This window comes from Stenotrophomonas sp. PAMC25021, assembly GCF_004795795.1.
GTDB classification, from domain to species: domain Bacteria; phylum Pseudomonadota; class Gammaproteobacteria; order Xanthomonadales; family Xanthomonadaceae; genus Stenotrophomonas; species Stenotrophomonas muris.
Window position 1 is genome coordinate 2,484,475 of the sequence record NZ_CP039255.1, and the last position, 16,627, is coordinate 2,501,101.

Sequence of the window (16,627 nt, forward strand, 5' to 3'; positions counted from 1 at the left end):
CGGCAACCTCACTGCCTCTGACGGAACCCTTGCCACTGCCGGCCAGCGGCCGGCACTACCGGTTCTGTGTGGCTTCCTCTTCCCGCGCCGGTTCCGGCGGCGGAAGCTGTTCCTCGGCAGCCGGCTCGTTGCCCGGCAGGCTGGGACGGGTTTCCATCAGCAGCGACAGCGCCGCCTTGGCCATCATGTGGGCGCTGATCGGCGCGGTGATGAACAGGAATACGGTGATCAGCAGCTCGCGCGGCTGCGGGTCCTGGCCCAGGAAGATGTGGTAGCAGACCGAGCACACCAGCACGCAGCCCACGCCCAGCGTGCTGGCCTTGGTCGGCGCGTGCAGGCGCTTGAAGAACGTGGACAGCTTCACCAGCCCCAGTGCGCCGACCAGGATGAAGAAGCAGCCGAACAGCAGCAGGATCGACAGGCCGATCTGGATCGCGGTGATCATTCGACGATGTCCCGGCGCAGCACGAACTTGCTCAGCACCACGGTGCTGCCGAAGCCGAGCATGGCGATGACCAGTGCGGCTTCGAAGTAGATCGCGGAGTTGAGGTACATGCCGAACAGCATCAGCTCGGCAATGGCGGTCACCGACAACGTGTCCAGTGCGAGGATGCGGTCGGGCACGGTCGGTCCGCGCAGCAGGCGCCAGGTGGCCAGCAGCATGGCCAGGCCGACCACGTGCATGCACACCACCAGCGTGGTCTGGATGATCTGGAATCCAGTCATGGGAAGATCTCCATCAACGGCGCCTCGTAGCGGCGCTTGATCGTATCGATCAGGTCCTGTGGGTCCTCCAGGTGCAGCACGTGCACCAGCAGGAACTTGCGGTCGTCGCTGAGCGCGGCCGAGACCGTGCCCGGGGTCAGCGTGATCATGCTGGTCAGCGCCGCGATGCCGTGGATGTTGGCGATGTCCAGCGGCAGCCAGATGAAACCGGGGTGAATCTTCTTCTCCGGGCCCAGCACCTGCAGGGCCACGCGGATGTTGGACATCAGGATGTCCCACAGGGTCACGCATACCAGCTTGGGCAGCGGCCGCAACGTGCCGATGCGCGCGAACTCGCGGTCCAGGCGTGCGGCGAACAGCGGCACCACCACGCCCAGCACCAGCCCCAGCACGATCTGGCCGAGGGTGAAGCTGTCGGACATCAGCAGCCAGAATGCCACCACCATGATGCTGAGCATCGGCGAGGGAATCAGGCGACGGAACAGGGAGCGCTGGGCGGTCATGGCTGGCGGATCTCCGGTGCGGTCGCGCGCAGCTGCTGCACGTACTCGCTGGGTTGCAGCAGCTGTGCGGCGGTGGCGTCGGTGTAGCGCATCAACGGTGCAGCGGCCAGCGTCATCCCGATGCCGTAGGCCAGCAACAGGCAGGCGGCGTAGAGCTCCACCCGGCGCAGAGGAGCCTTGCGCGGCTTCGGTGCCTCCGGATCGACAGGCGGCACGCGCCAGAACAGGCGGATGCCGCCGCGGGTCAGGCCCATGATCACCAGCAGGCTGCTGACCAGCACCGCGGTCCAGACCGGAGCGGTGTACTGCGCCGGCATGCCGGCCAGCAGTGCGGCCTTGGCCAGGAAACCGGACAGCGGTGGCAGGCCGGCCACCGACACCGCGCCGATCAGGAACAGCACGGCGGGTGTCTCCTTGCCCGGCATCGGCGCGACCACTTCCTTGCGGTCGCTGGCACCGCCGCGACGACGGCGGATCAGGTCGGCGATCAGGAACAGCGCGGCGGCGACGAAGCTGCTGTGCGGCAGGTAGTACAGGCCGGCCGACAGCACCTGCGGCGTGCCCACCGAGAAGGCGATGAACAGCGTGGCTGCCGACACGATCACCAGGTAGGAGATCAGCACGCGCAGGCGGGTCGCGGCGAGGGCGCCCAGGCCGCCCAGCACCAGCGTCGCCACACCGGCCCACAGCAGCCAGTCACGGCCGTAGCCGGCCATCGCGCCGGCATCGTCGCCGAACCACAGCATCTGGATGCGCAGCACCGAGTACAGGCCGACCTTGGTCATGATCGCGAACAGCGCAGCCACCGCCGCCGGTGCGCGCGAATAAGCTTCCGGCAGCCACAGGTACAGCGGCATCAGGGCGGCCTTGGCGCAGAACACCAGCAGCAACAGGCCCATCGTCGCCTTCACCAGGGTCAGCTGCGCCGGCGGTACCTCGGCGATGCGCTGCGACAGCTCGGCCATGTTCAGCGAACCCAGCGTGGCGTACAGCAGGCCCAGCGCGATCAGGAACAGGGTCGAGGCGGTGACGTTGAACACCACGTAGTGCAGGCCGATGCGCATGCGCAGGCCGCGGCCACCACTGAGCAGCAGGCCGTAGGAGGCGATCAGCATCACCTCGAAGAACACGAACAGGTTGAAGATGTCGCCGGTCAGGAACGCACCGTTGAGGCCGACCAGCTGGAACTGGAACAGCGCATGGAAGTGCGGTGCGCGGCGGTCCCAGCCCGAACAGGCGTGCAGCAGGCAGGGAATGGCCAGCAGCAGGGTGGTCAGCAGCATCCACGCCGACAGCCGGTCGGCCACCAGCGCGATGCCCAGCCGCGACGGCCAGTCGCCCAGCAGGTAGACGCTGATCTCACCACTGGCGGTGGTGGTAAACAGCAGGCCCACCGCCAGCGCCAGCGCCGACAGCGCGGTCCAGGCCACCGCGCGCTGCACCCTGGGGCCATAGCGGCGGTGTTCGACGAACAGCGACAGTGCCGCACCCAGCAGCGGAATCAGGATCGGCAGGATCACCAGATGGTTCATGCGCGGTCCTCGCCCTGGCGTGGCGGCACGCGCTCATCCTGCAGGTCGTCATCCGGCTCGTGGGCGTCCACATGGTCGCTGTGGTTGTCGCTGCGGCTGCGCATGGCCAGCACGATGCTCACCGCGGTCATCGCGAAGGCGATCACGATCGCGGTCAACACCAGCGCCTGCGGCAGCGGGTCGGTGTAGTTGCCCAGGTGGCTGTCCACGCCTTCCTGCAGTACCGGCGCCTTGCCCAGCACCACGCGGCCACCGGCGAAGATCAGCAGGTTGGTCGCATAGGACAGGAAGGTCATGCCGAGGATCACATCGAAGCTGCGCGCACGCAGCAGCAGGTAGATGCCGATGGCGGTCAGCACGCCGATCGCGGTAGCCAGGGCCAGTTCCATCAGTGCATCTCCCCGGTGCGTGCCGAGCGGCGTTGCAGGTCGATCTCACCCTTGCGGGCGGTACGGGTACGCGATGGCTTGATCGTGCCCATCATCGACAGCATCAGCATGGCACCGCCGAACACCACCAGATAGACGCCGATGTCAAAACCAATCGCACTGGCCAGCGGCACGTCGCCGATCAGCGGCAGGTGCAGGTCGAGGTGGCCGCTGGTCAGGAACGGCACGCCGAACAGCATCGACGCGCTGCCGCTGAGCAGGGCGATCAGCAGGCCCATGCCGATGCAGCGGATGTAGTCGAAGCCGAAGCGCGACTCCACCGACGCGGTGCCCTGGATCACGTACTGGATCAGCAGCGGCACCGCCAGCACCAGGCCGGCGATGAAGCCGCCACCCGGCGCGTTGTGGCCGCGCAGGAACAGGAAGATCGACACGGTCAGGGTCAGCGGGAACATGATCTGGGCCAGGTCGGCCGGCACCGGCAGCTTGATCGGCGGGCCGGGCATGATCTGCTCCGGCGCCATCCGCGTGCGCCGCAGCAGGGCATGCACCACCAGCGCGGCGATGCCGAACACGGTGATCTCGCCGAAGGTATCGAAGCCGCGGAAGTCGACCAGGATCACGTTGACCACGTTCTGGCCATAGGCCTCGGGCAGGGCACGGGCGAGCAGCTCGCCGGCCATGGTGTTCGGCGGCAGGGTCATCGCGGAATAGGCCAAGGCGCCAAGTCCGGCACCGGCGATGATCGCGATCACCGCGTCACGGCGCTTGCGCCAGCGCGGCCGCTCCGGCCCGGACTGCGCAGGCAGGTAGTTCATGCCCAGCAGCATCAGCACCAGGGTCACCATCTCCACCAGCAGCTGGGTCAGGGCCAGGTCCGGCGCGGACAGGAACACGAAGGTCAGCGCCACCATCAGGCCGACGCCGCCGACCAGCAGCACCGCCAGCAGGCGCTGCTTGTAGATACGCAGGGTAGCCACCGCGCAGGCCATCATCACCAGCCACAGCGCCCAGCCCAGCAGCGGGATCGGCTGTGGCCTGGTCCAGTTCGGCGAGGCGGGGTTGGCCACGAACGGCGCGGCGGCGGCCACGATCGCCACCAGCACCAGGCCCAGCAGCATGCGCTGAAGGCTGCCGTTGGCGATGCCGTTGGTCAGGCGCATGGCCAGTGCGGAGATCGCGTCCAGCTGCGCATGGAACACATTGCGGCCAGTGCTGACGTTGGTCACGGCGTGCAGGTTGATCAGCTTGCGCAGGCCGAAGTACAGCGCCACGCCGCCGATCACGCCGATCGCGCTCATCGCCAGCGGCAGGTTGAAGCCGTGCCATACCGCCAGGCTGTACTCGGGCATGGCGTCGCCGAGGATCGAGGCCGCAGCGGCGTGCAGCACCGGCGCTACGGTCAGTGCCGGTGCCACGCCCACCGCCACGCAGATCACCACCAGCAGTTCCACCGGCACCTTCATCCAGCGCGGCGGTTCGTGGGGCACGCGGTCCAGGTCGTGCGGGCCGGGGCCGAAGAAGGTGTCGTGCACGAAGCGCAGGCTGTACGCCACCCCGAATACGCCCGCCAGCAACGCTGCGATCGACACCGCCGTGCGCATGATTCCCGGGCCGCCGGCCGTGATCGCTTCGGCGAACAGCATTTCCTTGGACAGGAAGCCATTGAGCAGGGGGATGCCAGCCATCGCCAGCGAGGCGATGATCGCCAGCGCGCTGGTGAACGGCATCAGCCTGCGCAGGCCTCCCAGCTTGCGCATGTCTCGGGTACCGGTCTCGTGGTCGATGATGCCGGCGGCCATGAACAGCGAGGCCTTGAAGGTGGCGTGGTTGAGGATGTGGAACACGCCGGCCACCACCGCCATCGGCGTGGACAGGCCGAACAGCAGGGTGATCAGGCCCAGGTGGGAAATGGTCGAGTACGCCAGCAGGCCCTTCAGGTCATGCTGGAAGATCGCATTCCAGGCGCCGATCAGCAGGGTCAGTGCGCCGATGCCGCTGACCGTGTAGAAGAACAGGTCGCTGCCGGCCAGTGCCGGATGCAGGCGCGCCAGCAGGAACACGCCGGCCTTCACCATGGTGGCCGAGTGCAGGTAGGCCGAGACCGGGGTCGGCGCCGCCATCGCGTGCGGCAGCCAGAAGTGGAACGGGAACTGCGCGCTCTTGGTGAAGATGCCGGCCAGTACCAGGAACAGGGCGTAGGGGTACAGCGCGCTGGCGCGGATCTGCTCGCCAGCGGCCAGCACCACGTCCAGGTCGAAGCTGCCGACGATGCGGCCGATCAGCAGCACGCCACCGAGCAGGGCCAGGCCACCGCCACCGGTGATCACCAGCGCCATGCGTGCGCCTTCGCGGGCGTCCTGGCGGTGCGACCAGAAGCCGATCAGCAGGAACGAACTGATGCTGGTCATTTCCCAGAAGATCATCAGCAACAGCAGGTTGCCCGACAGCACCATGCCCAGCATGGCGCCCATGAACAGCAGCAGGTAGCAGTAGAAGCGGTGCGCGTTGTCCTGCTGGCTCAGGTAGTAGCGCGCATACAGCACCACCAGCGCGCCGATGCCGAGCACCAGCCCGGCGAACATCCAGGCCAGCCCGTCCAGTCGCAGGGTGAAGTCCAGCCCGATCTGCGGCAGCCAGGGCACCAGGGTGCGGACCACCTGGCCATCGAGCACCGACGGGGTCAGCCAGCCGAGGATGGCCAGCCCGCCCAACGGCGCCAGTGCCGCCAGCCAGGCAGCAGTCGAGCGCGAACTACGGGGGAAGGCCGCAACAGCCGCTGCCATCAGGAACGGCAGGGCCAGCAGCAGGGGCAGGCTGGGGAGCATGCAGGGAATCCATGATTCACGAGCAGGTCAGGGAGGATAACAGGCTGCGAAATGTCGCCGAAACCCATCGAACAGCGATCAATTGCATGTAACGTTCGCTGATTCATTTTTTCTGCGATGCAACATCACATTCCTGCATCCCTTCCCTGGCTGCCCTCGGGGGACACCCTACGCCCACGCAGGGAGACCGCAGGCCCTGTCGCACAGGGGCTGCCGTCGACGGGCGGGCAATGGGGAGCGGATCACCGGCGCAGGCTGGCAGGGCTCCCGTGGACTACGGGTGACGGAATCCGCCCGTTCAGGAAACGACGGCCGCTGTCGGCCGCCGCCAGGTCAGTAGCGCCAGTCCAGCTTGCGGTAGAACTTGGCCATCACCCAGGCCGGGCCGATCAGCAGGTAGGTCAGGTCGGTCAGGAAGCTGGGCTTGCGGCCCTCGAATTTGTGGCCGATGAACTGCGCGATCCAGGCCACCACGAACACGCCCACCGCCAGCCAGCGCAGGGCCTGCAGGCCGATCTCGGCCTCCAGCAGCCGGCACAGGCAGCCGAACACGAAGAACTGGATGAGCATGCCGATGCCCAGCGGGCGCGACAGCTTGTTGTAGAAGCACCACGCGCTGAACATCGCCAACGCCGACCAGATGCCGTACTGGAACCAGGTGATCAGCGGCGGCAGGCACCACAGCAGGGCCACCACCGACCACAGGATCGCCGGGACCGCCACCACGTGGATGCGCTGGTTGATCACATTGCGGTGGTCGTCGGAGTAGCTGGCGAAATAGCGGTCGATCGGCCGCGCAAGCTGGGTGGATGTCTGCATGCTGCGTCGCTTCCTCGGGCAACGGTAGTGCCGGCCGCTGGCCGGCACTCCAGAGCATAGCCGAGTTCGCGAGGTTGCCGGCCAGCGGCCGGCACTACCGCGATCAGAGCGCCCCCCGCCTTTCCGGCCGGGGGGACGCGGGGGGATCAGTCGACGCTGATCCCGGCCAGGCGCTGCAGCGCCTCGGCGTACTTGGCGCGGGTGCGCTCGATGATCTCGGCCGGGATGCTCGGGCCCGGGGCGGTCTTGCCCCAGTCCAGCGTCTCCAGGTAATCGCGCACGAACTGCTTGTCGTAGCTCGGCGGGCTGGTGCCCACTTCGTATTCGTCGGCCGGCCAGTAACGGGAGGAATCCGGCGTCAGCATCTCGTCCATGATGTACAGGCGGCCATCGGCGTCGGTACCGAACTCGAACTTGGTATCGGCCAGGATGATGCCGCGCTCGCGGGCGTAATCGGCCGCGAACTTGTAGATGCGCAGGGTGGCGTCGCGCACGCGCTCGGCCAGTTCCGCACCGACCTGCTTCACCATCGCATCGAAATCGATGTTCTCGTCATGGTCGCCGACGGCGGCCTTGGTCGAGGGGGTAAAGATCGGCTCCGGCAGCTGCTCGGCCTGGCGCAGGCCGTCGGGCAGGTCGATGCCGCTGACCTTGCCGGTGCGCTGGTAGTCCTTCCAGCCGCTGCCGATCAGGTAGCCGCGGGCGATCGCTTCCACCGGCACCGGCTTCAGCTTGCGGGTGACCACCGCACGCTTGGCGTACAGGGCTGGGTCCACGCCTTCGGGCAGCACGCTGGCCACGTCGATGCCGGTCAGGTGGTTGGGCATCAGGTGCGCGGTCTTGGCGAACCAGAAGTTGGAGACCTGGCAGAGCATCTCGCCCTTGCCCGGAATCGGGTCAGGCAGGACCACGTCGAACGCCGACAGGCGATCGGTGGCGACCATCAGCAGGTACTCGCCCGGCGGGGTTCCGGCTGGCAGCCGCTCGCGCGGGATATCGAACACATCACGCACCTTGCCGCGATGGCGCAAGGGCAGGCCGGGGAGATCGGATTGCAACAGCGTGGTTGGCACGGGCACTCCTGGGGCGTTGTCGATACGGCTGCTGCCCAACGGACCCGGCGGGCCCGCTGACCAGCGGGCGGCCTAGTGTAAAGCGGTCCGGGCCCGCTGTGACGTAAAATGAGCGTCCATTTCGTCGGTCGACCCCGGAGCGCCATGCGCTGGTACGGAAAACTGCTCGGATTCATCGCCGGCGCCCTGCTGTTCCGGCCCAATCCGCTGTTCGGCGCGGTGGTCGGCCTGTTGATCGGCCACGCCTTCGATTCGGACTGGTTCCGCCTGAACAAGGAGAACCCGTACCGGGAGCTGGGGCTGACCTCCGAGGCCACCGATGCCGAGGTCGAGCGCGCCTACCGCAAGCTGATCTCGCAGTACCACCCCGACAAGCTGGGCGGTGCCGCCCCCGAGCTGCAGCAGCAGGCCGAGCAGAAGTCGCGGCGGATCAATGCCGCCTACGACCGCATCAAGACCCTGCGCAAGCGCTGATTCCAGAGTCCCGCCTGCGGGCGGGAGAACCTTTTCCCCGTTCCGAAGGCCCCGGCCATGTCCAACTGCCTCATCGCCCCCTCCATCCTGTCCGCCAACTTCGCCCGCCTCGGCGAGGAAGTCGACAACGTCCTCGCCGCTGGCGCGGACTGGGTCCACTTCGACGTGATGGACAACCACTACGTGCCGAACCTGACCATCGGCCCGATGGTCTGCCAGGCGCTGCGCAAGCACGGCGTCACCGCGCCGATCGACGTGCACCTGATGGTCGAGCCGGTGGATCGCATCATCCCGGACTTCGCCGAGGCCGGTGCCACCTACATCAGCTTCCACCCGGAGGCGAGCCGCCACGTGCACCGCACCATCCAGCTGATCCGCTCGCTGGGCTGCAAGCCGGGCATCGTGCTCAATCCGGCCACTCCGGTGGACATCCTCGACTGGGTGCTGGATGACCTGGACCTGGTGCTGCTGATGTCGGTCAACCCGGGCTTCGGCGGCCAGGCCTTCATCCCCTCGGCGCTGGACAAGCTGCGCGTGGTGCGCAAGATGATCGATGCCAGCGGCAAGGACATCCGCCTGGAGATCGATGGCGGCGTGAAGGCCGACAACATCGGCGAGATCGCCGCTGCCGGCGCCGACACCTTCGTCGCCGGTTCGGCCATCTTCAACGCCAGGACCAGCTACCAGGATGTGATCGCGCAGATGCGCGCCAACGTCGCTGCGGCACGGGGCTGAGCCATGAGTACGGTGGCCGTGTTGAACATCCGCCCGGCCACCGTCGCCGATGCGGGACTGATCCTGCATTTCATCCGCGAGCTGGCCATCTACGAGAAGGCCGAGCATTCGGTGCAGACCGATGAGATCGGCATCGCCGAGAGCCTGTTTGGTCCCGATGCCACGGCACGCGCACTGATCTGCGAAGCCGACGGCGAGGCCATCGGCTATGCGGTGTATTTCTACAACTATTCCACCTGGCTGGGCCGCAAGGGCATCTACCTGGAAGACCTCTACGTCAGCCAGGAAAAGCGCGGTGCGGGCGCCGGCAAGGCACTGCTGAAGTACATCGCGCGCCAGGCCGTGGCCGAGGGCTGCGGCCGTTTCGAATGGTCGGTGCTGGACTGGAACACCCCGGCCATCGAGTTCTACACCGCTGCCGGTGCCAAACCGCAGGACGAGTGGACCGTGTACCGGTTGCAGGGCCAGGCGCTGCACGATTTCGCCAACGGGTGAGATGACGTGCATCCACGCTTGGCGTGGATCTACTGCTGGGCAAAAAAAAGCCACGCCAATCACTGGCGTGGCCTCGCTGCATGCGTGGGAGGCTGATCCTGCCTCCATCCATCGTCCCTGCTATGGCCTTCCATTCTCCAGCAACTGAATGACACCTGCGTGACATTCACCGCGGGCAAACAGCGCATTGCTAGCCTGTGCCACCCCCTCCTGGAAGTACCGCATGACCACCCCGCGCTGGCGCCTGATCCTCAATGGCAAATCCGCAGGCAACGAGGAACTGCGCGAGGCTGTCGGCCATTGGCGCGGGCAGGGCGTGCAGCTGGACGTGCGGGTGACCTGGGAGGACGGTGACGCCGAACGCTACGTGGCCGAGGCCATCGATCATGGCGTGGACGTGATCGTTGCCGCCGGTGGCGATGGCACGCTCAGCGCGGTGGCCGAAACCCTGGCGCATCGTGAGGAAGCGGCGGATGCGCTGCCCTCGCTGGCGCTGATCCCGATGGGGACCGCCAACGATTTCGCCACGGCTGCGGGTATTCCGACCGAGCCTGAGGGCGCGTTTGCGTTGATCGGACAAACCACGCCGCGTGCCATCGATCTGCTGCGCGTGGATGCCGATGGCACGCCCTGGTGGTGCGCCAACCTCGCCAGCGGTGGCTTCGGCACGCAGGTGACGGTGGAGACCGATGCCGGCCTGAAGAAGATGCTGGGCGGGCTGGCCTATGTGATCACCGGCATCGCCAAGCTGGGCCGCATCGAGCCGATCACCGCGCGGCTGTCCGGCCCGGATTTCGCGTGGGAAGGCGACTTCATCGCCCTGGGGATCGGCAATGGCCGGCAGGCCGGCGGTGGCCAGCAGTTGTGCCCGCAGGCCGTGATCGACGATGGGCTGCTGGATGTCACCGTGCTTCCGGAACTGGAAGGTGAGGTCACCGCCACGCTCGGCCAGATGCTGAAGTCGGGCACCCAGGCGGCGCTCGAACAGCTGGCCACGCGCGCGCGGCTGCCGTGGCTGCAGGTGGAGTCCGAGCGCCCGTTGACCCTCAACCTGGACGGCGAACCAGTCCAGGCCCGCCAGTTCCGCATCGCGTGCGTGCCGGGCAGGGTGCGGATGCACCTGCCGACCGGATGCCCGTTGCTGGCTGGGTAGGGGGTAGAGTCGACTGTTGGTCGACTGCTTTTCGTTCCGACGGCGTAAAACCCCGCGCTACGCGCGCAAGTCGACTTACAGTCGACTCTACCGGTCCGCGTCGTCGGTTCCCGTGGCCGGCCCCTCCCGTCCCGTGGTTCAGTTTCCCAGGGTTCCCCTCCCGCCCCGGCTGCGATACAGTCAGGGGGTGTCCAGCCTGACGACCCCGCATACCCTTTCTTCCGCACGCCGTTGGTGGCGATGGTGGCCCGTTGCCGTCGTCCGCCCCCATAACGCTGTGTCCCGGAAGGAAAGTCGTCTTGAACTCGCACGCTCAGTTTCAGCAGCAGGCCGCTGAAGGCCACACCCATATTCCCGTCGTCCGTGAAGTGCTGTCCGACCTGGACACGCCGCTTTCGGTCTATCTGAAGCTCGCCGACGGCCCCAATACCTACCTGTTTGAATCCGTCGAAGGCGGCGAGCGCTTTGGTCGTTACTCGATCATCGGCCTGCCGGCGCGTCGCGTGTACGCCTTCCATGGCCACACGCTGACCGTGCGCGAAGACGGCCAGGTGGTGGACACCCGCGAAGTGGCCGACCCGTTCGCCGAGGTCGAGGCGCTGCGCAGCGCCCACTCGGTGCCGAAGCTGGAAGGCCTGCCGGGCTTCACCGGTGGCCTGGTCGGCTGGTTCGGTTTCGAGTGCATCGGCTACATCGAGCCGCGCCTGGCCCCGCCGGCCGGCCGCGATGAGCTGGGCACGCCGGACATCCTGCTGCTGGACTCCAACGAGCTGGCGGTGTTCGACAATCTCAAGGGCCGGCTGTACCTGATCGTGCACGCCGACCCGCGCGTCGAGGGCGCCTTCGAGCAGGCGCAGGCGCGCCTGGATGCACTGACCGCCAAGCTGCGTGCACCGGGCGCCGGCTATCCGGCGCCGCTCAACAGCGACGTGCTGGACGAATCGGATTTCGTCTCCGGTTTCACCCGCGAAGGGTTCGTCGATGCGGTCCAGCGCAGCAAGGAATACATCCGCGCCGGCGACATCTTCCAGGTGGTGCTCAGCCAGCGCCTGAGCGTGCCGTTCAAGGCGCGCCCGGTGGATGTGTACCGCGCGTTGCGTGCACTGAACCCGTCGCCGTACATGTACTTCCTGGATGTCGGCGACCTGCAGGTGGTCGGTTCATCGCCGGAAATCCTGGTACGCCTTCAGGATGGCGAAGTCACCGTGCGCCCGATCGCCGGCACCCGCCCGCGTGGCGCCACGCCCGAGCTGGACCTGGCGCTGGAAGCCGAGCTGCTGGCAGATCCGAAGGAACGCGCCGAGCACCTGATGCTGATCGACCTGGGCCGCAACGATGCCGGCCGCGTCTCGAAGGCAGGTACCGTGGAGGTGGGCGAGCAGTTCGTGATCGAACGCTACAGCCACGTGATGCACATCGTCAGCGAAGTGACCGGGCAGCTGCAGCCGGGCCTGAGCTATGCCGACGTGCTGCGTGCCACCTTCCCGGCCGGCACGGTCAGCGGCGCGCCGAAGATCCGCGCGCTGGAAGTGATCCGCGAGCTGGAACCGATCAAGCGCAATGTCTACGCCGGCAGCATCGGCTACATCGGCTGGCATGGCGATGCCGATACCGCGATCGCGATCCGCACCGCGGTGATCAAGGATGGCCGCCTGTACGTGCAGGCCGGTGCCGGCATCGTCTACGACTCGGACCCGGACAAGGAATGGGACGAGACGATGAACAAGGGCCGCGCGCTGTTCCGCGCCGTCGCCCAGGCCGCCAAGGGCCTGTGATCCTCCCCGTGCCGTGGCCTGCGCCGCGGCACCTTCCGCTGTTCCCATTCAAGACAAGGAGTACCGCATGAAGCTGCTGAGCGCATTGCTGTGGTCGTCACTGCTGGCCACGATGGCCCCGTCTGCGTGGGCGCAGGCCAACACGATTCCCCCGCAGCCGCACCTGCTGGTGAAGGGGCAGGGCAGCCGCACGGTGATGCCGGACCGGTTCGGCCTGCAGTTGAACATCGAAGAGACCGACATGGACGCCGACGCCGCGCGCCGCCGCGTGCAGGACAACGTTGCCCGCGTGCTGGCACTGTTCAAGCAGCACAAGGCGGTGGAGGGCAGCGTGCGTGCGGACAACCTGCGGATCGGCCCGGCCACGCGCTATGAGCAGAACCGGCAGGTCTTCATCGGTACCCGCGTATCGCGCCAGCTGCGTGCCAGCTTCGCCAGCGTGAAGGCGATGCAGGATGTGCTGGGGGCGTTGAAGGCCAACGAGAACGTACAGGTGAGCAGCCTGGCGCCGACCTATTCGGGCGAAGTGGCGCTGCGCCGCGAACTCAAGGGCGAGGCAGCGGCCCAGACCCGCGAGTCCGCGCTGGGCCTGGCCAAGGCCTATGGAACAAGAGTGCGTGGCCTGTACAGCATCTCCGATGTGGCGCCGAACTTCGCCTATGGCGTGCAGGCGGGCAATTGGCCCAGCAGTGGGGATCTGGTGACGCCGCCCTCGCCGCCTGCGCCCGAGGCACCGATGAACAGCATCGAGACCACGGGCTCGCGCCTGCGCGAGTCGGTGGAAGCCGGCCCCATCACCTACACCGAAAACGTGTACGCCATTTTCCTCATAAGCGACGGAACCTGACCATGTTGTGGATGATCGACAACTACGACAGCTTCACCTACAACCTCGTGCAGTACCTGCAGACGCTGGGCGCCGAGGTGAAGGTGGTGCGCAACGATGCGATGAGCGTGGACGAGATCGCCGCGCAGAAGCCCGAGCGCATCGTCATCTCGCCCGGCCCGTGCACGCCCAACGAAGCAGGCGTGTCGCTGGAGCTGATCCAGCGCCTGGGCCCGACCACGCCGATCCTCGGCGTCTGCCTGGGCCACCAGGGCATCGGCCAGGTCTACGGCGGCACGGTCATCCGTGCCGGCAACATCATGCACGGCAAGACCTCGCCGATCCGCCATGAAGGCAAGGGCGTGTTCGCCGGCCTGCCGGACCGCTACCAGGCCACCCGCTACCACTCGCTGGTGGTGGACAAGAACAGCCTGCCCGATGTGCTGGAAGTGACCGCCTGGACCGAGAACGACGACGGCTCGATCGAAGAAATCATGGGCCTGCGCCACCGCCAGTTCCCGGTGGAAGGCGTGCAGTTCCATCCCGAATCCATCCTCACCGAACACGGCCACGCCCTGCTGCGCAATTTCCTGCAGCGTCCGGCGGCCTGATCCAAGGAGCATTCCCATGAGCTTCTCCCCCCAGGAAGCCCTGCATCGCACCATCGAACACCGCGAAATCTTTTTCGACGAAATGGTCGACCTGATGCGGCAGATCATGCGCGGCGACGTCTCGCCGATGATGACCGCGGCGATCCTGACCGGGCTGCGCGTGAAGAAGGAGACCGTGGACGAAATCGCCGCGGCGGCCGCCGTGATGCGTGAATTCGCCCGGCCAGTGCCGGTGGCCGATACCTCCAACCTGGTTGATATCGTCGGTACCGGTGGCGATGGCTCGCACACCTTCAACATCTCCACCTGCTCGATGTTCGTCGCGGCCGCCGCCGGCGCGCGCGTGGCCAAGCATGGCAACCGCAGCGTGTCTTCCAAGTCCGGCAGTGCCGACGCGCTGGAAGCGCTGGGCGCGGTGATCGAACTGCAGCCGGATCAGGTGGCCGCCGCCATCGAGCAGACCGGCATCGGTTTCATGTTCGCGCCGATCCACCATCCTTCGATGAAGGTCGTTGCGCCGGTACGCCGCGAGATGGGCGTGCGCACCATCTTCAACATCCTCGGCCCGCTGACCAATCCGGCCAGCGCGCCGTCGGTGCTGATGGGCGTGTTCCATCCCGATCTGGTGGGCATCCAGGCCCGCGTGCTGCGCGAGCTGGGCACCGAGCGCGCCATGGTGGTCTGGGGCCGCGACAACATGGACGAGATCTCGCTGGGTGCCGGCACGCTGGTGGGCGAACTGCGCGACGGCAAGGTGCGCGAGTACGAGATCCACCCGGAGGACTTCGGCATCGCCATGTCGGCCAGCCGCAACCTGCGCGTGGACAGCCCGGAGCAGTCCATCCAGATGCTGCGCGCGGTACTGGACAATGAGCCCGGCCCGGCGCTGGACATCGTTGCGTTGAATGCCGGCGCCGCGCTGTACGTTGCCGGCGTGGCCAGCGACATCGGCGACGGCCTGGCCCGCGCCCGTGCCGCCATCGCCAACGGCAGTGCCCGCCAGCGCCTGCAGCAGTATGTTGAGACCACCCGCGCGCTGGTTGCCTGAGCGCGCGGTTCAGCCTGACCCCGTCGATGGCCGATAATGGCCGTCCTCACCGCCCCCGCACCGAACCGAAGACGATGAGCGACATCCTGCAGACGATCCTGGCCCGCAAGGCCGAAGAAGTGGCCCAGCGCCGCGCCCAGCGCCCGCTCGAGGCGCTGCAGGCCGCCGTGGCCGGCGCCCCGCCGGTACGTGGCTTTGTGCGCGCCTTGCAGGCGGCGGTGGCCAACGGCGATCCAGCGGTGATCGCCGAGGTGAAGAAGGCCAGCCCGTCCAAGGGCGTCATCCGCCCGGACTTCCGCCCGGCCGACATCGCCGTCAGCTACGAGTTCGGCGGCGCCAGCTGCCTGTCGGTGCTGACCGACGTGGACTTCTTCCAGGGCGCCGACGCCTACCTGCAGCAGGCGCGCGAGGCGTGCACGCTGCCGGTGCTGCGCAAGGACTTCGTCATCGACGCCTACCAGGTGTACGAGGCACGCGTGCTGGGCGCCGACTGCATCCTGCTGATCGTCGCCGCGCTGGACGACACCCAGCTGGCCACGCTGTCCGAACTGGCGCTGTCGCTGGGCATGGACGTGCTGGTGGAAGTGCACGACATCGACGAGCTGGAGCGTGCGCTGCAGGTGCCGGCGCCGATGATCGGCATCAACAACCGCAACCTGCGCACGTTCGAAGTGTCGCTGCAGACCACGCTGGACATGCAGAACGCGGTGCCGCGTGACCGCCTGCTGGTCACCGAGAGCGGCATCCTTGGCCCGCAGGACGTGGCGCTGATGCGTGACGCCGGCATCCATGCCTTCCTCGTCGGCGAAGCCTTCATGCGCGTGGAAGAGCCGGGCGAGGGCCTGCGTCAGCTATTCTTCGCGGCATGACAACGCACTATCCAACGCCGCGCGAGGATGCGCCGCTGGTGGTCTTCGACTTCGACCACACCCTGTACGACGGCGATTCGGGCACCCACCTGTTCGCCTCGCTGATCAAGCGCAACCCGCTGCGCATGCTGGCGGCGCTGCTGGTCACGCCGATCGCCGGGCCGATGGTGGCGATGCTGCCGACCCGTCGCGCGGGCATCTCGGTCTATGTGTGGATCGGCAGCTTCGGCCTGCACCGTGCGCGTGACTTCAACAAGGTGATCGACGCCTATGTGCTGCGCAACCAGGCGCAGATGCGCGCCAAGCTGCTGCCGCAGGCGCTGGAAGTGTTCGCCGCGCACCGCGCCAAGGGCGACCGCGTGGTGGTTGCCACAGGTGCGCCGCCGGAGCTGGCGCGCGCGATCCTGGCTTTCGTGGCCCACCAGGACGTACCGGTGATCGGCACCGAGGTCGGCCCACGGCTGGGCGGCGTCGGCCCGACCCGCCACTGCCACAATGAAGAGAAGATGCGCATGCTGCGCGAGCGCGGCTACGGCGACATCGATATCGCCTATTCCGACAGCACCGCCGACCTGCCGCTGCTGCTGGCGGCCAAGGCGCCGGTAGTGGTGAACCCGAAGCCGGGCCGGGTGGCGTTCTTCCGCCGCGTGCTGCCGGCGGGTACCCGCATCCTCAACTGGGGTTGCGTGGACCGGGGCGGCGACAAGGCCTGATCCCGCCGCACGGTGATGGATCTGCCGGCCAGCGGCCGGCACTACCCCTCTCCGTCGC

The 16,627-nt window shown here is 67.3% G+C and carries 18 protein-coding genes; 10 read left to right on the forward strand and 8 right to left on the reverse strand.

Translation table 11 applies throughout. The annotated features are described in order from the left end of the window. Window positions 1-55: 55 nt before the first annotated feature. The 8 genes from E5790_RS11660 to E5790_RS11695 all read right to left on the reverse strand — a co-directional run bounded on the left by E5790_RS11660 (window position 56) and on the right by E5790_RS11695 (window position 7,870). The gene (locus tag E5790_RS11660; RefSeq protein WP_014648679.1) at window positions 56-445 is read right to left on the reverse strand and encodes a Na+/H+ antiporter subunit G; all 390 of its coding nucleotides are present in this window, start codon (window positions 443-445) and stop codon (window positions 56-58) included. Beyond that, on the reverse strand, window positions 442-726 hold the full coding sequence (locus E5790_RS11665; RefSeq protein ID WP_006399171.1) for a K+/H+ antiporter subunit F: 285 nt from the start codon (window positions 724-726) through the stop codon (window positions 442-444). The genes E5790_RS11660 and E5790_RS11665 overlap by 4 nt, the downstream gene beginning before the upstream one ends. Beyond that, complete coding sequence (locus tag E5790_RS11670) at window positions 723-1,229, reverse strand: Na+/H+ antiporter subunit E (protein WP_032957141.1); 507 nt, start codon at window positions 1,227-1,229, stop codon at window positions 723-725. The genes E5790_RS11665 and E5790_RS11670 overlap by 4 nt, the downstream gene beginning before the upstream one ends. Then, on the reverse strand, window positions 1,226-2,761 hold the full coding sequence (locus E5790_RS11675) for a monovalent cation/H+ antiporter subunit D (RefSeq protein ID WP_111205882.1): 1,536 nt from the start codon (window positions 2,759-2,761) through the stop codon (window positions 1,226-1,228). The genes E5790_RS11670 and E5790_RS11675 overlap by 4 nt, the downstream gene beginning before the upstream one ends. Further along, window positions 2,758-3,150, reverse strand: coding sequence for a Na+/H+ antiporter subunit C (locus E5790_RS11680; protein ID WP_005419863.1), 393 nt, complete (start codon window positions 3,148-3,150; stop codon window positions 2,758-2,760). The genes E5790_RS11675 and E5790_RS11680 overlap by 4 nt, the downstream gene beginning before the upstream one ends. Then, window positions 3,150-5,978: a monovalent cation/H+ antiporter subunit A gene (locus E5790_RS11685; protein WP_049440037.1), complete on the reverse strand. Its 2,829-nt coding sequence runs from the start codon at window positions 5,976-5,978 to the stop codon at window positions 3,150-3,152. The genes E5790_RS11680 and E5790_RS11685 overlap by 1 nt, the downstream gene beginning before the upstream one ends. Window positions 5,979-6,311: 333 nt before the next feature. Further along, on the reverse strand, window positions 6,312-6,797 hold the full coding sequence (locus E5790_RS11690) for an Mpo1-like protein (protein WP_014648674.1): 486 nt from the start codon (window positions 6,795-6,797) through the stop codon (window positions 6,312-6,314). A gap of 146 nt (window positions 6,798-6,943) precedes the next feature. Beyond that, window positions 6,944-7,870, reverse strand: a complete 927-nt coding sequence (locus E5790_RS11695; RefSeq protein WP_014648673.1) for a phosphoribosylaminoimidazolesuccinocarboxamide synthase — start codon at window positions 7,868-7,870, stop codon at window positions 6,944-6,946. Window positions 7,871-8,014: 144 nt separating this feature from the next. On the opposite strand from E5790_RS11695, the gene E5790_RS11700 reads away from it, so the two are divergent. From E5790_RS11700 to E5790_RS11745, 10 genes are all read left to right on the forward strand, one after another. Then, the gene (locus E5790_RS11700) at window positions 8,015-8,344 is read left to right on the forward strand and encodes a DnaJ domain-containing protein (protein WP_005411327.1); all 330 of its coding nucleotides are present in this window, start codon (window positions 8,015-8,017) and stop codon (window positions 8,342-8,344) included. A gap of 57 nt (window positions 8,345-8,401) precedes the next feature. After that, on the forward strand, window positions 8,402-9,079 hold the full coding sequence (gene rpe, locus E5790_RS11705; RefSeq protein ID WP_006474082.1) for a ribulose-phosphate 3-epimerase: 678 nt from the start codon (window positions 8,402-8,404) through the stop codon (window positions 9,077-9,079). Between the two features lie 12 nt (window positions 9,080-9,091). Beyond that, window positions 9,092-9,574 (forward strand): GNAT family N-acetyltransferase, encoded by a 483-nt coding sequence (locus tag E5790_RS11710; protein ID WP_014648672.1) that lies wholly within the window; start codon window positions 9,092-9,094, stop codon window positions 9,572-9,574. Between the two features lie 223 nt (window positions 9,575-9,797). After that, a complete protein-coding gene (gene yegS / locus E5790_RS11715; RefSeq protein WP_075076640.1) occupies window positions 9,798-10,727 on the forward strand; it encodes a lipid kinase YegS in 930 nt (309 codons plus the stop codon). A 299-nt stretch (window positions 10,728-11,026) separates the two neighbouring features. Further along, a complete protein-coding gene (trpE, locus tag E5790_RS11720) occupies window positions 11,027-12,502 on the forward strand; it encodes an anthranilate synthase component I (RefSeq protein ID WP_014648670.1) in 1,476 nt (491 codons plus the stop codon). A gap of 67 nt (window positions 12,503-12,569) precedes the next feature. After that, the gene (locus E5790_RS11725) at window positions 12,570-13,349 is read left to right on the forward strand and encodes an SIMPL domain-containing protein (RefSeq protein WP_111205884.1); all 780 of its coding nucleotides are present in this window, start codon (window positions 12,570-12,572) and stop codon (window positions 13,347-13,349) included. Window positions 13,350-13,351: 2 nt separating this feature from the next. Further along, window positions 13,352-13,939, forward strand: a complete 588-nt coding sequence (locus E5790_RS11730) for an aminodeoxychorismate/anthranilate synthase component II (RefSeq protein ID WP_014038739.1) — start codon at window positions 13,352-13,354, stop codon at window positions 13,937-13,939. Between the two features lie 16 nt (window positions 13,940-13,955). Beyond that, window positions 13,956-14,987, forward strand: coding sequence for an anthranilate phosphoribosyltransferase (trpD, locus tag E5790_RS11735; protein ID WP_111205885.1), 1,032 nt, complete (start codon window positions 13,956-13,958; stop codon window positions 14,985-14,987). A gap of 74 nt (window positions 14,988-15,061) precedes the next feature. Then, on the forward strand, window positions 15,062-15,856 hold the full coding sequence (gene trpC, locus E5790_RS11740; RefSeq protein ID WP_032960709.1) for an indole-3-glycerol phosphate synthase TrpC: 795 nt from the start codon (window positions 15,062-15,064) through the stop codon (window positions 15,854-15,856). Beyond that, a complete protein-coding gene (locus tag E5790_RS11745) occupies window positions 15,853-16,569 on the forward strand; it encodes a haloacid dehalogenase-like hydrolase (protein WP_005419826.1) in 717 nt (238 codons plus the stop codon). The genes trpC and E5790_RS11745 overlap by 4 nt, the downstream gene beginning before the upstream one ends. The last annotated feature ends 58 nt before the right edge of the window (window positions 16,570-16,627 follow it).

What these genes read in the sequence shown, in the direction of transcription:
- trpC (WP_032960709.1), top strand. Translation starts at nt 15,062, where the DNA reads ATGAGCGACATCCTGCAGACGATCCTGGCCCGCAAGGCCGAAGAAGTG.
- rpe (WP_006474082.1), top strand. Translation starts at nt 8,402, where the DNA reads ATGTCCAACTGCCTCATCGCCCCCTCCATCCTGTCCGCCAACTTCGCC.
- trpD (WP_111205885.1), top strand. Translation starts at nt 13,956, where the DNA reads ATGAGCTTCTCCCCCCAGGAAGCCCTGCATCGCACCATCGAACACCGC.
- E5790_RS11680 (WP_005419863.1), bottom strand. Translation starts at nt 3,150, where the DNA reads ATGGAACTGGCCCTGGCTACCGCGATCGGCGTGCTGACCGCCATCGGC.
- E5790_RS11685 (WP_049440037.1), bottom strand. Translation starts at nt 5,978, where the DNA reads ATGCTCCCCAGCCTGCCCCTGCTGCTGGCCCTGCCGTTCCTGATGGCA.
- E5790_RS11700 (WP_005411327.1), top strand. Translation starts at nt 8,015, where the DNA reads ATGCGCTGGTACGGAAAACTGCTCGGATTCATCGCCGGCGCCCTGCTG.
- yegS (WP_075076640.1), top strand. Translation starts at nt 9,798, where the DNA reads ATGACCACCCCGCGCTGGCGCCTGATCCTCAATGGCAAATCCGCAGGC.
- E5790_RS11660 (WP_014648679.1), bottom strand. Translation starts at nt 445, where the DNA reads ATGATCACCGCGATCCAGATCGGCCTGTCGATCCTGCTGCTGTTCGGC.
- E5790_RS11665 (WP_006399171.1), bottom strand. Translation starts at nt 726, where the DNA reads ATGACTGGATTCCAGATCATCCAGACCACGCTGGTGGTGTGCATGCAC.
- E5790_RS11730 (WP_014038739.1), top strand. Translation starts at nt 13,352, where the DNA reads ATGTTGTGGATGATCGACAACTACGACAGCTTCACCTACAACCTCGTG.
- E5790_RS11745 (WP_005419826.1), top strand. Translation starts at nt 15,853, where the DNA reads ATGACAACGCACTATCCAACGCCGCGCGAGGATGCGCCGCTGGTGGTC.
- E5790_RS11725 (WP_111205884.1), top strand. Translation starts at nt 12,570, where the DNA reads ATGAAGCTGCTGAGCGCATTGCTGTGGTCGTCACTGCTGGCCACGATG.
- E5790_RS11670 (WP_032957141.1), bottom strand. Translation starts at nt 1,229, where the DNA reads ATGACCGCCCAGCGCTCCCTGTTCCGTCGCCTGATTCCCTCGCCGATG.
- E5790_RS11675 (WP_111205882.1), bottom strand. Translation starts at nt 2,761, where the DNA reads ATGAACCATCTGGTGATCCTGCCGATCCTGATTCCGCTGCTGGGTGCG.
- E5790_RS11690 (WP_014648674.1), bottom strand. Translation starts at nt 6,797, where the DNA reads ATGCAGACATCCACCCAGCTTGCGCGGCCGATCGACCGCTATTTCGCC.